This window comes from Pseudomonas umsongensis (assembly GCF_002236105.1).
Lineage (GTDB): Bacteria > Pseudomonadota > Gammaproteobacteria > Pseudomonadales > Pseudomonadaceae > Aquipseudomonas > Aquipseudomonas umsongensis.
In genome coordinates this window covers 953824-967544 of sequence record NZ_NIWU01000002.1, presented here as the reverse complement: position 1 = coordinate 967544, position 13721 = coordinate 953824, and the positions used below count along the sequence as shown (strand labels likewise).

Genomic DNA, 13721 nt, shown 5'->3' with positions numbered 1-13721 from the left:
TCACAACCGGAACAATGCATGGCAGGCCATCGATGTAGGGTACAAAAACTATTCATTGTTACCTCAGCCAACCTGCTTGGTCGGACTGTGGTAGATATCAGCGAACATGTCAGCCATGGCCTCTTCGCTGGGTTCTTCCTGCATTTGCACGCTGACGGCCCGACTGACCAGTTGATGACGACGCGGCAGATGCAGATCATCTGGAATCCGCGGGCCATCGGTCAGGTAGGCCACCGGCAATTCATGGCTGATGGCCAGACTCAACACTTCGCCCAGACTTGCCGTTTCATCCAGTTTAGTCAGGATGCAGCCAGCGAGCCCGCAACGCTTGTAACTGTGATAAGCAGCGGTTAGAACCTGTTTCTGGCTGGTGGTTGCCAGGACCAGGTAATTTTTTGACTTGATGCCTCGACCGGCCAGGCTTTCGAGCTGCATGCGCAGGGCCGGGTCGCTGGCTTGCAGGCCGGCGGTATCGATCAGCACCACGCGCTTGCGCAACAAAGGGTCCAGCGCCTGGACCAATGACTGGTTCGGATCGACGTGGGTCACCGGCACATTGAGGATCCGCCCGAGGGTCTTGAGCTGCTCCTGGGCACCGATGCGAAAGCTGTCCATGCTCACCAGGGCAATGTTCTGCGCGCCGTACTTGAGCACGTAACGGGCCGCCAGCTTGGCCAGGGTGGTGGTCTTGCCCATGCCGGCCGGGCCGACCATGGCAATCACGCCGCCCTCTTCCAGCGGTTCCATTTCCGGCGTGACAATCATCCGCGCCAGGTGCGCCAGCAACATGCGCCAGGCCTGACGGGGTTCTTCAATTTCGCTGACCAGCGCCAGCAGGTCCCGCGACAACGGGCCGGACAGGCCAATGCGCTGCAGGCGACGCCACAGGTTCGCCTGGTCCGGGCGGCTGCCCTGCAGCTGGTTCCAGGCGAGGGAACCGAGTTGTACTTCCATCAGTTCGCGCAGGCTGTTGAGTTCCGAACGCATCGAGTCGAAGACCCGCGTATCGATAGTCGCCGCCGGGGCCGGCGTGGGCGCGGGACGGCGCGGCTCGGCCAGGGTCGGTTCGATCAGCGGCTCGGCAGCCGTCAGCGGCAGGCCGGCAAACAACTGGCGATTAGTGCTCTTGTCGCTATCGCCTTCGCCCTCGCCTCGCAGGCTCAATTCGGCCTGGGCGTTGACGATGCGCGACTGGGTCTTGCGCAGTTCGTCCTCGAGCTCCATGTTCGGAACGCGCGGGGCCAGCGCCGACAGTTGGTAATCCAGGGCAGCCGTAATCTCGACGCCACCGGCGATGCGGCGGTTGCCAATGATCGCGGCATCGGCGCCCAGCTCATCGCGAACCAGCTTCATGGCCTGACGCATATCGGCGGCGAAGAAACGCTTAACTTGCATGAATCACTACCTCAGCCGTTGGGCCCTACTGTCGCAACGATGGTCACTTGCTTGTTGTCAGGAATTTCCTGATAAGCCAACACATGCAAACCCGGGACTGCGAGCCGGCCAAATCGCGAGAGCATCGCGCGAACCGGGCCGGCCACCAGCAGAATCACCGGTTGACCTTGCATCTCCTGCCGCTGCGCCGCATCGATCAACGAGCGCTGCAGCTTCTCAGCCATGCTTGGCTCCAGCAGAACACCCTCTTCAGAGCCTTGTCCTGCCTTCTGCAGACTATTGAGCAATATTTGTTCCAACCTGGGTTCCAGCGTGATCACTGGCAGCTCGGAGTCAGTGCCTACAATGCTTTGCACGATTGCGCGGGATACGCCGACACGCACCGCGGCGACCAGCGCGGCGGTATCTTGACTCTTGCTGGCATTGTTCGCGATGGCTTCGGCAATGCTACGAATGTCGCGTACCGGTACCTGCTCGGCCAATAGCGCTTGCAAGACCTTGAGCAATTGCGACAGTGACAGCACGCCCGGCACCAGCTCTTCGGCCAGCTTCGGCGAGTTTTTCGCCAGCAATTGCATGAGTTGCTGGACTTCTTCGTGGCCGATCAGCTCGCTGGAGTGCTTGTACAGGATCTGGTTCAAGTGGGTGGCCACCACGGTACTGGCATCGACTACGGTGTAGCCAAGCGATTGCGCCTGGGCGCGCTGGCTGATTTCGATCCACACCGCCTCCAGGCCAAAAGCCGGATCTTTGGCGGTAATGCCATTGAGCGTGCCGTAGACCTGCCCCGGGTTGATCGCCAGTTCGCGGTCCGGGTAAATCTCCGCCTCGGCCAGGATCACCCCCATCAGGGTAAGGCGATAGGCACTCGGAGCCAGGTCGAGGTTATCGCGGATGTGAACCGTGGGCATCAGGAAGCCCAGGTCCTGGGACAGCTTTTTGCGCACGCCCTTGATCCGCGCCAGCAATTGCCCGCCCTGGTTGCGGTCCACCAACGGAATCAGGCGATAGCCCACTTCCAGGCCAATCATGTCGATCGGCGTCACGTCATCCCAACCCAGCTCCTTGGTTTCCTGGGCCCGGGCCGGCGATGGCAACAGTTCCTGCTGACGCTTGACCTCTTGCAGGGCCTGCACCTTGGCGCTGTTCTGTTTTTTCCAGAACAGGTACGCACCGCCCGCTGCCAGGGCCGCCATGGACAGGAAGGAAAAGTGCGGCATGCCGGGCACCAGCCCCATCACCGCCATCAGGCCCGCCGACACCGCCAACGCCTTGGGCGAGGCGAACATCTGCCGATTGATCTGCTTGCCCATGTCTTCGGAGCCCGAAGCACGGGTCACCATGATCGCCGCCGCTGTGGATAACAACAGTGATGGCAATTGCGCCACCAAACCGTCACCGATGGTCAACAGGGCGTATACCTTGCCGGCATCGGCGAAGGACATGTTGTGCTGGAAGATACCGACCGCTATGCCGCCGATCAGGTTGATGAACAGAATCAGCAGGCCGGCGATGGCGTCACCGCGCACGAACTTGCTGGCACCGTCCATCGAGCCATAGAACTCGGCTTCCTGCGCCACTTCCGAACGCCGTGCCTTGGCCTGGTTCTGATCGATCAGGCCGGCGTTGAGGTCGGCGTCGATAGCCATTTGCTTGCCGGGCATCGCATCGAGGGTGAACCGCGCACTCACTTCGGAAATACGCCCGGCGCCTTTGGTCACCACGACGAAATTGATGATCATCAGGATCGCGAACACCACGATACCGACCACGTAGTTACCGCCGATCACCACCTCGCCGAAGGCCTGGATCACCTTGCCCGCGGCGGCATGACCGTCCTGGCCGTGAAGCATTACCACTCGGGTGGACGCCACGTTGAGCGCCAGGCGCAAGAGCGTCGCCACCAACAAAATGGTCGGGAACACCGCGAAATCCAGCGGCCGCAAGGCGTAGACGCAGACCAGCAAGACGACAATCGACAACGCGATATTGAACGTGAAAAACACGTCGAGCAGGAACGGCGGCATCGGCAACATCATCATCGCCAACATGACCAGCAGCAACAACGGCACGCCCAGATTGCCTCGGCTGAGGTCGGCCATGTTCGTGCGGGCACTGTTGATTAACTGAGAGCGATCCACCGGTATTCCCCGTTCCTTTGAAGCAAAACTTTTGACGCCAGAAGCTGGCGCAAAGCGGCTATTGCAAGAAGCCTTCCAACTTTCGTGAGGGGTTGAAACAGAGGGATTGGTCGGGAAAAATCAAGTCGCATGGACGGCCGTCTTCGCGAGCAGGCTCGCTCCCACAAGGGGATCGGCCCGGGCAACACTGCTTGTGCACAACACCGATCACGCTGCTAGGAATCCCGGCGCAAATCCGGTGGAATCGGCAAGTCATCCTTGAGTGGGTCCGGGCGCTTGCCCTTGCCCGCGCGGTATTGGCGAATCTGGTAGACGTAGGCCAGGACCTGGGCGACGGCGAGGTACAGGCCGCCAGGGATTTCTTGCTCAAGTTCGGTGGAGTAATAAATCGACCGCGCCAACGCCGGGGATTCCAGCAGCAGAATTTCATTGGCCGTCGCAATCTCGCGAATCTTCAACGCCAGGAAGTCGCTGCCCTTGGCAATCAGCATCGGCGCCCCGCTCTTGTCCGGGTCGTACTTGAGGGCCACGGCATAGTGGGTCGGGTTGGTGATGACCACGTCGGCATCCGGCACCGCCGCCATCATCCGGCGCTGGGACATCTCGCGCTGCAGTTGGCGAATCCGCTGCTTGACCTCCGGCCGTCCCTCCTGGTCCTTGTGCTCATCGCGGATTTCCTGCTTGGTCATCTTGAGCTTCTTGATGCTTTCCCAGATCTGGATCGGCACGTCGACGGCGGCGATGATGATCAGCCCGCAGGCCATCCACAAGGTGCTCCAGCCGACCACTTGCAGGCTATGGGTGATCGCCCGATCAAGCGGTTCATGGGCGATGCGCAGCAGGTCGTCGATGTCCGCCGACAACACCGCCAGGGCCACGAACAGGACGATGAAGAACTTGGCCAGGGCCTTGAGCAGTTCGGTCAGGGCCTTGGCCGAGAACATGCGCTTGAGACCCGCGCCGGGGTTCATGCGGCTGAACTTGGGCGCCATGGTGCCGGCGGAAAACAGCCAGCCACCCAGGGAGATCGGGCCGATCAAGGCGGCCAGCAGCAGGGTGATCATCACCGGCTGGATCGCCAGCAAGGCAATCTGTCCCGAATGCAGGAGGTAGGTGCCCATCGAACGCTGGTCCAGCACCACGTCACGCGACAGGGAAAAATTCAGGCGCATAAGGTCCATCATGTCCTGCGCCAGGGCCCCACCGAAGACCAGCAGCGCACCGGCCCCGGCAAGCATGATCGCCAGGGTATTGAGCTCCTTGGAACGGGCAATCTCACCCTTCTCACGGGCGTCCTTTTTCTTTTTCTCCGTGGGGTCTTCTGTCTTGTCCTGACCGCTTTCGCTCTCAGCCATGCCTCAGCGCGCCTGTGCCAGTTCGCGTAAAAACTGCAAGGCCTCGGAGGCCAGCGGTTGATACTGGTTGAGAATGTCCGCCAACCCGACCCAGAGGATGAACATCCCCAGCACCAGGGTCAGCGGGAAACCGATGGAGAAGATGTTCAGTTGCGGCGCGGCGCGGGTCATCACGCCAAACGCGATGTTGACCACCAGCAACGCGGTGATCGCCGGCAGCACCAGCAGCAGCGCCGCGCCGAGCACCCAGCCGAGTTTGCCGGCCAGTTCCCAGTAATGGTTGACCATCAGGCCGCTGCCGACCGGCAAGGTGGTGAAGCTCTCGGTCAGTACCTCGAACACCACCAGATGGCCGTTCATGGAGAGGAACATCAGCGTCACCAGCATGGTGAAGAACTGCCCGATCACCGCCACCGACACGCCGTTGGTGGGGTCGACCATCGAGGCGAAGCCCATGCCCATCTGGATCGCGACGATCTGCCCCGCCACCACGAAGGCCTGGAAGAACAGTTGCAGGGAGAACCCCAGGATTGCGCCGACGAGAATCTGCTCGGCAATCAGCAGCAGACCGCTCAGGTCCAGTGCATTCACTGGCGGCATCGGCGGCAGGCCCGGCGCGATGACCACAGTGATGGCGAGGGCGAAGTACAGGCGAATGCGCTTGGGTACCAGGGCAGTGCCGAACACTGGCATCACCATCAGCAAGGCGCCGACGCGAAACAGCGGCAACATGAACGTCGCCACCCAGGTACTGATCTGGGTATCGGTCAGCTGCAGCAGCGACGACATGGCTTAGCCGATGACCTGCGGAATACTGCCGTACAGCTGCAGGATGTATTCCATGAACGTCTGCACCAGCCAAGGGCCGGCGACGATCAGCGTTACCAGCATCACCAGCAGGCGCGGCAGGAAGCTCAAGGTCTGTTCGTTGATCTGCGTCGCAGCCTGGAACATCGCCACGACCAGGCCGACCAGCAGACTCGGGATCACCAACACCGCGACCATCAGCGTGGTCAGCCACAAGGCTTCGCGGAAGATATCGACGGCAACTTCCGGCGTCATGGCGACACACCGCCGAAGCTGCTGGCCAAGGTGCCGATGATCAGCGCCCAGCCATCGACCAGCACGAACAGCATGATCTTGAACGGCAGGGAAATGATCAGCGGCGAGAGCATCATCATACCCATGGCCATTAGCACACTGGCCACGACCAGGTCGATGATCAGGAACGGGATGAAGATCATGAAGCCGATCTGGAACGCGGTCTTGAGCTCGGAGGTCACGAAGGCCGGCACCAGGATGGTCAGCGGCGCCTGGTCCGGCGTGGCAATGTCGGTGCGCTTGGACAGGCGCATGAACAACTCTAGGTCACTGGTGCGCGTCTGGGCCAGCATGAAGTCCTTGATCGGTACCTGGGCCTTGGCCACGGCATCCTGGGCGGTCATCTTTTCCGCCAGGTAGGGTTGCAAGGCATCCTGGTTCACCCGGTCGAACACCGGCGCCATGATGAACATCGTCAGGAACAGCGCCATGCCGGTGAGGATCTGGTTCGACGGCGTCTGCTGCAGGCCCAGGGCCTGACGCAGGATCGAGAAGACGATGATGATCCGGGTGAAGCTGGTCATCAGCATGACGAACGCCGGGATGAAACTCAGCGCGGTCATGATCAGCAGGATCTGCAGGCTGACCGAATATTCCTGGGCACCTTCGGCGTTGGTGCCCAAGGTGATGGCCGGGATCGACAATGGATCGGCGGCGAACGCCAGCGGCGCGGCCAGCATCATGGCCAGGGTCAAGATGATGCGCAGCGCGCCCATTACTTCTTATCCTTCTGATCCTTGCCCATCAACTCCATCAGGCGCTGGGCAAACTCGGGGGTAGCTTTTTCAGTGCCGCTCGGCACCTGCACCGGCTCCTTGAGCACATGCAACGCCGTGATGGCCCCCGGGCTCAGGCCGAGCAGGATCTGTTCGTTGCCGACTTGCACGAGCATCAAGCGATCACGGGGCCCCAGTGCGCGAGAACCGATCAGCTCGATCACCTGCCCCTTGCCGGCCGGCCCGGCCTGTTGCACCCGGCGCAAGAGCCAGGCGAGGAAGAAAATCAGCCCCAGCACCAGCAACAAGCCGAATACCAGTTGCGTCAACTGCCCGGCCACGCCGCTGTTGACCGCGGGCGCGGCGGCGGCATTGGCGACAGGCTCGGCGGCCAGCACAAGGCCTGGCAACGCCAGGGCCAGCCCCGAAAACAACCCCAGGAGCCTTTTCACTCAGCGCAGCTTCTTGATGCGTTCGCTTGGGCTGATCACGTCGGTCAGGCGGATGCCGAACTTCTCGTTGACCACAACCACTTCGCCATGGGCGATCAGGGTGCCGTTGACCAGCACGTCCAGCGGCTCACCAGCCAGGCGATCCAGTTCAATGACCGAGCCCTGGTTGAGCTGCAACAGGTTGCGGATGTTGATGTCGGTGCTGCCGACCTCCATGGAGATCGACACCGGGATATCGAGAATCACGTCCAGGTTCGGGCCTTCGAGGCTCACCGGGTCGTTGTTTTTCGGCACGCTGCCGAACTCTTCCATGGGCAGGCGGTTGGACGAAGAACGGCCAGCATCGGCGGCCAGCAATGCGTCGATATCGGCCTGCCCGGCGTCGCCGGTTTCTTCCAGGGCAGCAGCCCACTCATCAGCCAGCGCCTGATCGTCCAGGGTATTCATATTGTCAGCCATCATTTGTCCTCGGCGAACAACTCTTCAATTAGAAGAGTTGATTAATAGGGGGAGTTGCGTCGCTTCAACGGCGCTCGATCGGCTCGATCACTTGCAGCGCAAGGTTGCCCTTGTGCGAACCCATCTTGACCTTGAAGGCCGGCACGCCGTTGGCGCGCATCACCAGTTCTTCCTGCATGTCCACGGGAATCACGTCCCCTGGCTGCATGTGCAGGATGTCGCGCAGCTTCAACTGGCGACGGGCAACGGTGGCGTTGATCGGTACATCGACGTCCATCACGTCCTGGCGCAAGGCGTTGACCCAACGCTCGTCCTGGTCGTCCAGGTCGGACTGGAAGCCGGCATCGAGCATTTCGCGCACCGGCTCGATCATCGAGTAAGGCATGGTCACGTGCAGGTCGCCGCCACCGCCATCGAGTTCGATGTGGAAGGTCGACACTACAATGGCTTCGCTCGGGCCGACGATGTTGGCCATGGCCGGGTTCACTTCCGAGTTGATGTACTCGAAGTTCACCTCCATGATCGCCTGCCAAGCTTCCTTCAAATCGACGAATGCCTGCTCCAGGACCATGCGCACCACGCGCAACTCGGTCGGGGTGAACTCACGGCCTTCGATCTTGGCGTGGCGACCGTCGCCGCCGAAGAAGTTGTCCACCAGCTTGAACACCAGCTTGGCGTCGAGGATGAACAGCGCCGTGCCGCGCAGCGGCTTGATCTTGACCAGGTTGAGGCTGGTCGGCACGTACAGCGAGTGTACGTATTCGCCGAACTTCATCACCTGCACACCACCGACCGCCACGTCTGCCGAGCGGCGCAGCATGTTGAACATGCTGATGCGCGTGTAGCGGGCAAAACGCTCGTTGATCATTTCCAGCGTCGGCATGCGTCCACGGACGATGCGATCCTGGCTGGTCAGGTCGTAGCTCTTGACGGTGCCGGGTTCGGCAGCGATATCGGTCTGTACCAGACCATCGTCGACGCCATGCAACAGCGCGTCGATCTCATCCTGGGACAGCAGGTCCTGCACGGCCATGTCGTGTTCCTACTGCAGTACGAAATTAGTGAAAAGCAACTGTTCGATCACCACTTTGCCGAGCTCTTTCTGCGCCACTTCCTGGACGCTGGCGGTGGCCTTCTGGCGCAACATTTCCTGGCCGACCGGCGAGGCGAGGGTCGCGAAATCCTGACTGGAGAACAGCATCACCAGGTTGTTGCGGATCACCGGCATGTGCACCTTGAGCGCGTCCAGATCCGCTTGGTTGCGCGCAAGCATGGTAATGCTCACTTGCATGTAGCGCTGGCGTCCGTTCTGGTTGTAGTTGGCCACGAACGCCGGGGCCATCGGCTCGAAAACGGCAGGCTGCTTGCCCACGGGGGTGGTTTCGGCCACGACGGCAGGCTTGCTCTGGGCACTGTGCATGAAGTACCAGGTCGCCCCCACGGACAAGCCGATCGCCAGCAACAGCGCCACCACGATCAAGATGATCAGCTTGAGTTTGCCTTTGGTTGCGGGGTCTTTTACTGCTGCGTCGCTCTTCGCCATGCCAATAATCCGTCACTATTCGGTTTTTACAGTCGCGCGACTAGGCAAGAGCAAGTGTTATGCCAGAAGCAAAAGATCGCAGCCTGCGGCAGCTCCTACATTGGACTGCGTACATCCTGTAGGAGCTGCCGAAGGCTGCGATCTTTTAGGGGGCGCCGCGAATTATCAGGCGTAATAATCGACTGCGCTGGAGCCAATCACGCTAGTCGGGCTGGCCGCAACTTGGGTAACGCTGGCCGAAAGCTCGTCATCCATCGAATCAAGGCGACCGCCGCCAGCACTGGCGCGTCCACTCTGCGCCTGCTGATGTTGCGCCTGGTCCTGTGAGCCCCGGGACTGGTCCGAGACGTTGACGTCAACCTGGCCCATGCCCTGCTGGGTGAACATGTCGCGCAAACGCTGCATCTGCCCGTCCAGCGCTTCACGCACGCCCGGATGCGCGCTCATGAACGTCACCTGGGTCTGCTGATCGGGCACCATGTTCACCCGAATGTCGAGACGGCCGAGTTCGGCCGGCTGCAACTGGATGTCGGCCGCCTTGAGATTGGCGCTGGACAGGTACATGACCCGATTCACCACTTCTTCCGTCCAACCGCTCTGATGCATCGCGATGGGCTGGTTGACCGGCAGGGCGTTGGCGGTTTTTGGCGTCGCTGCCTGGGTCAGTGCCGCCAGGCGGTCGGCGAAATCGTCGACCCGGGTATCGCTGCTGGCAGACTTGAGGTCCTTGAGCCCATCATCGATCAGGCCACTGAAGGCCTGGTCGCCGCCCTGGTCGGTACTGTCCATGTCGGTTTGCACGTCGAGCATGTTCGCCATGCCAGCGGCGAAGGTCTGCGCCGCCGTCCGTTCACCGTCGACCTCGGTCGGAGCTGCCTTGGGTTGTGCCTGGCTTGAGGCCGAGACATGGCCACTCTGCTCCATGGCCATGCGCAGGGCTGGCAGGGCGTCCAGTGGGTCGGCTTCGGGATCGAATCCTGTGTCAGTGGCGGGGACGATTGGCGGGATGACCGCCGCAACGGGCGCTTCGACGGCTGGTTGATCAGCCACAACAGGCGCCGCGATGACAGGCACCTCGACAGGATCAACCGGCGCAGCTTCGACGCCCCCTGCCTGTTCGTCCGTCGCATCGGCGCTGTCCTGCTTGTCGTCGGCTTGCGCCGGCTTGTCGGCGGGCAAGCTTTTGCCGCTATCGGCAACGACAGGCTTCTCGGCGGCAGCGTTATCCTTGACGTCGTCCTTTTTACCGAGGCTGTCGGCAGCCTTGTGAGGTTGTGGTTTCGAAGGTCCGTCAGCAGCCGGGTTCCGGCCTTGTGCGGCGTACACCTGAGAGAAGCTCGACGCCTTGTCCCCGGGCTCGGCGGCGACCTTCGTGGAAGGGGCGGCGGCGGCCTGACTCTTGGCCTGAGCGGCGGCCTGAAGAAGAGAATTTGGGGTAAAGGGCATTTAACGGTCTCCGCTGCACTGGGATCGTAGGTACAGTTGCAAGAGTTAATAGCAAGGGGCGGGCCAGTTTCGCCTGATGGCGACGAAAAGCGTCTTGCGCCTCAGCTTTCCGCCAGGGACCGTTGCCGCTCAGCTTCGTAAAGAGGCCGAACGATCGCGAACTCAAGGTCGATTGCAGTGATCAGCTCCTGGATTTCGGAGGGCGAAAGCTTTTCAGCATTTTTCTCAAGTTCGCCACATAGCGCGACAAGCTTGACGGCGCCCATGTTGCTGCTGCTGCCTTTGAAGCTGTGCGCCACGTCTACCAGCTGCGCAGCTTTCCCTGCCTCGCGCAATGCTTGAAGGCGCTCTTCGGAATCGGCGAGAAAGGTATCCAGCAACTGCGGATACGCGTCCTCCATGACCTCGCGCAACTCGTTCAGCGCGTCGAGGTCCAGATGTTCATCAGCCACTTGTTCGCTCCTTGATCAAGAATTTATGGATTATGCCAGAGCCTTCCAGAGAAACTCCACGCGGGCACTTCGACCATCGTCAGACCAGCTTGCATTATGACCCAACTGACGGATCAGACTGACTCCACGTCCAGACAGACGGACAGGATCGACAGGACGTTCCAGTACCCGCCCGACATCAAATCCCTTGCCGCTGTCCTCGACGCGAATTGCCAGGCATCCACCCTCGCCTTGCGGGGTAACCTGTAAATGCACCCGGACATAACCGTCCTCAAGCTCGTCCAGGCGTGCATTGCGTTGTTGATAATAGCGGGTGAAACCCGACACATCGCGTTTAAGGCTGGAATCCAGGCCTAGCACTCCATGCTCCAGGGCGTTGGAGTACAACTCGGCCAGTACGCTGTAGAGCGCCCCGCTTTGAGCCCGCAGACCGTGCACTTCCTGCAGCAGTTGCAAGAGATGGGGCAACGGATTGAAGCGCTTGAGCGTCGCAGCGCGAAACTCGAAACTGGCCGACCAGTCCAGAGGGCAGGACTGGCCACTGTCGGAATAGATCGGCAGCGGCGGGCTCGCCTGCGTGGGCGCAGGCAGGCTGACCTCGACCATGCTGACGTCGTCGCGCGCCTCACCACGAAAGTCCCGAAGCGCCTGCTCGATATCCTCGAACAAGGTGTCGGGTTGACGATTGGCGGCAAATACCTGCTGCAACCGCTGCACACCAAACAGCTGGTCATCGGCGTCGCAGGTATCGATCACCCCGTCGGACAACAGGAATATCCGATCACCCGGGGCCATCGGAAACACTTCGGTGCGATCATCGAAGGTAGGCGGGCTCAGCACCCCCAGTGGCAAATGCCGCGCGGTCAGTGGCGTTCGCTCGCCGCTGGCAACGCTGTACAGGTAGCCGTCCGGCATGCCGCCGTTCCAGACCTCCACCGAGTGATTCTGGGCACTCAGGCACAGCATCGTGGCGCAGCAGAACATGTCCACCGGCAGGATGCGCTTGAGCTTGGCATTCATCTCGCGCAGGGTTTCCGCCAGGCCGTAGCCCTTGGCGGTCATGCCGTAGAAGACTTCGGCCAGGGGCATGGCGCCAACGGCGGCGGGCAGGCCATGGCCGGTGAAATCGCCGAGCAGCACATGCATGTCCCCTGCCGGGGTGAAGGCGGCCAACAGCAAGTCGCCGTTGAACAATGCGTAAGGCGATTGCAGGTAGCGGATATTGGGCGCATTCAGGCAGCCGGAATGAGCCACCTTGTCGAACACCGCCTTGGCCACGCGCTGTTCGTTGAGCAAGTATTCGTGGTGCCTGGCGATCTGGTCGCGCTGCTGTACAACAGTGGCCTGCAAGCGCCGCAAGCGGTCCATCGCCTTGATTTTGGCGGCAAGAATCACCTGGTTGTACGGTTTTGCCAGAAAATCGTCACCCCCGACCTCCAGGCAACGAGCCAATGCCTGGTTTTCCGACAGCGAGGTGAGGAAGATGATCGGCACCAGGGTTTCCCCGGCCAATGCCTTGATTTGCGCGGCCGCCTCGAAGCCATCCATCACCGGCATCATCGCGTCCATCAACACCAGCTGCGGGCGTTGCTGGCGAAATATTTCCACCGCTTCGGCGCCGTTGGCGGCCGTCAGCACTTGATGCCCCTGACGGCGCACGATGCTCGACAACAGCATGCGATCGGCGGCGCTGTCTTCGGCGATCAGGATCGTCAGCGATTCGAGTGCCGGTTGCACAGTGATCAACTGATGTCGAACAGCTTGTCGAAGTTGGAAATGGCGAGGATTTTCCTCACGTCGCAATTGCTGTTGACCACGCGAATATCGGAATCGTCGCCGCCAGCGTGATCTCGCAACAGCAGCAACATGCCCAGGGCGGAACTGTCGAGGTAGGTGGCTTCCCTCAGATCGACGACGACTTCGGCGAGCGCCTTGTCTTCGTAGGATTGACGAAATTCCTGATGCTTGGCGAAATCGAATCGTCCCTTGACCGATATCGTCAGCTTTTGCCCATCCGGGGACACTTCTGAAACAACTGACATGTCATGGCTTCCTTGTCGTTGGTAAACCTTCTTGTACAAGGTTTAGCATTGGGTAGAGGTTGGGGCAAGGCAGGATATTTTTAGAGGCCTTGAGCCCCACAGGTTGACCGCCTTTCTCCTGTGGGAGCGAGCCTGCTCGCGAAGAACGATAACGCGGTCCATATGACTCAATACGCATCATGGCGCGGCAACCGCTGGGACAATTCATCCAGCAGCTTTTGCTCGCGCTTGTCCTCCAGCGCCCGCGCTTCGTCCTGGTAGCGCTGGACCAGTTTGCGCAAGCCTTCTACCCGGGCGAACGCCTGCTGCCAGGTGTCGCGCGCCTTGTTCAGGTTGTTCTGGTGCCAGGCCAGGCTTTGCCGCTGTTGATCGATGGCCGTGCCCAACTGCGCGAGAAAGCCCTGGTAGCCCAGCAGCCATTGGCCGGACACGCCACTGCTGCCGCGTACGATCCACTGTTCCTGATAGTCGAGCCGAAAGGCTTCGAGGTCGGCCAGCTTGCTTTCGGCCAGGCGCACTTGCCCCTGGAAGTGTCCCAGGCGCTGGACCGCGGTTTTCTCGGCCTTCTCGGCCATTTCCACCACGGGAGCCAGGCGGCCCGCCCGAGTCTGGGCCATGG

Annotated in this window: 15 protein-coding genes; all 15 read right to left on the bottom strand. The window is 61.0% G+C overall.

From position 1 onward, the window contains the following. Positions 1-63: 63 nt before the first annotated feature. Complete coding sequence (gene flhF / locus PSUM_RS14820) at positions 64-1395, bottom strand: flagellar biosynthesis GTPase FlhF (RefSeq protein ID WP_083348439.1); 1332 nt, start codon at positions 1393-1395, stop codon at positions 64-66. 11 nt (positions 1396-1406) lie between these two features. After that, positions 1407-3536, bottom strand: a complete 2130-nt coding sequence (gene flhA / locus PSUM_RS14815; RefSeq protein WP_083348438.1) for a flagellar biosynthesis protein FlhA — start codon at positions 3534-3536, stop codon at positions 1407-1409. A 215-nt stretch (positions 3537-3751) separates the two neighbouring features. After that, entirely contained in the window at positions 3752-4891 is a 1140-nt protein-coding gene (flhB, locus tag PSUM_RS14810; RefSeq protein WP_020796971.1) for a flagellar biosynthesis protein FlhB, read from the bottom strand. A gap of 3 nt (positions 4892-4894) precedes the next feature. After that, the gene (gene fliR / locus PSUM_RS14805) at positions 4895-5680 is read right to left on the bottom strand and encodes a flagellar biosynthetic protein FliR (protein WP_008058628.1); all 786 of its coding nucleotides are present in this window, start codon (positions 5678-5680) and stop codon (positions 4895-4897) included. Positions 5681-5683: 3 nt separating this feature from the next. Further along, a complete protein-coding gene (fliQ, locus tag PSUM_RS14800; RefSeq protein WP_020796969.1) occupies positions 5684-5953 on the bottom strand; it encodes a flagellar biosynthesis protein FliQ in 270 nt (89 codons plus the stop codon). After that, positions 5950-6708: a flagellar type III secretion system pore protein FliP gene (fliP, locus tag PSUM_RS14795; protein WP_083348437.1), complete on the bottom strand. Its 759-nt coding sequence runs from the start codon at positions 6706-6708 to the stop codon at positions 5950-5952. The genes fliQ and fliP overlap by 4 nt, the downstream gene beginning before the upstream one ends. Then, positions 6708-7160: a flagellar biosynthetic protein FliO gene (gene fliO / locus PSUM_RS14790; protein WP_083348436.1), complete on the bottom strand. Its 453-nt coding sequence runs from the start codon at positions 7158-7160 to the stop codon at positions 6708-6710. Before fliO ends, fliP begins: the two co-directional genes overlap by 1 nt. Then, a complete protein-coding gene (gene fliN / locus PSUM_RS14785; protein WP_020796966.1) occupies positions 7161-7619 on the bottom strand; it encodes a flagellar motor switch protein FliN in 459 nt (152 codons plus the stop codon). A gap of 64 nt (positions 7620-7683) precedes the next feature. After that, positions 7684-8652, bottom strand: coding sequence for a flagellar motor switch protein FliM (fliM, locus tag PSUM_RS14780; RefSeq protein ID WP_020796965.1), 969 nt, complete (start codon positions 8650-8652; stop codon positions 7684-7686). Positions 8653-8661: 9 nt separating this feature from the next. Then, the gene (gene fliL / locus PSUM_RS14775; protein ID WP_020796964.1) at positions 8662-9162 is read right to left on the bottom strand and encodes a flagellar basal body-associated protein FliL; all 501 of its coding nucleotides are present in this window, start codon (positions 9160-9162) and stop codon (positions 8662-8664) included. A 165-nt stretch (positions 9163-9327) separates the two neighbouring features. Then, positions 9328-10608 (bottom strand): flagellar hook-length control protein FliK, encoded by a 1281-nt coding sequence (locus tag PSUM_RS14770; RefSeq protein WP_083348435.1) that lies wholly within the window; start codon positions 10606-10608, stop codon positions 9328-9330. A gap of 101 nt (positions 10609-10709) precedes the next feature. Beyond that, on the bottom strand, positions 10710-11060 hold the full coding sequence (locus PSUM_RS14765; RefSeq protein ID WP_083348434.1) for an Hpt domain-containing protein: 351 nt from the start codon (positions 11058-11060) through the stop codon (positions 10710-10712). A 30-nt stretch (positions 11061-11090) separates the two neighbouring features. Beyond that, complete coding sequence (locus PSUM_RS14760; RefSeq protein WP_020796960.1) at positions 11091-12797, bottom strand: ATP-binding SpoIIE family protein phosphatase; 1707 nt, start codon at positions 12795-12797, stop codon at positions 11091-11093. A 5-nt stretch (positions 12798-12802) separates the two neighbouring features. After that, positions 12803-13102, bottom strand: a complete 300-nt coding sequence (locus PSUM_RS14755; RefSeq protein WP_083348433.1) for an STAS domain-containing protein — start codon at positions 13100-13102, stop codon at positions 12803-12805. 167 nt (positions 13103-13269) lie between these two features. Then, a complete protein-coding gene (gene fliJ / locus PSUM_RS14750) occupies positions 13270-13719 on the bottom strand; it encodes a flagellar export protein FliJ (RefSeq protein WP_042955322.1) in 450 nt (149 codons plus the stop codon). Positions 13720-13721 lie beyond the last annotated feature (2 nt).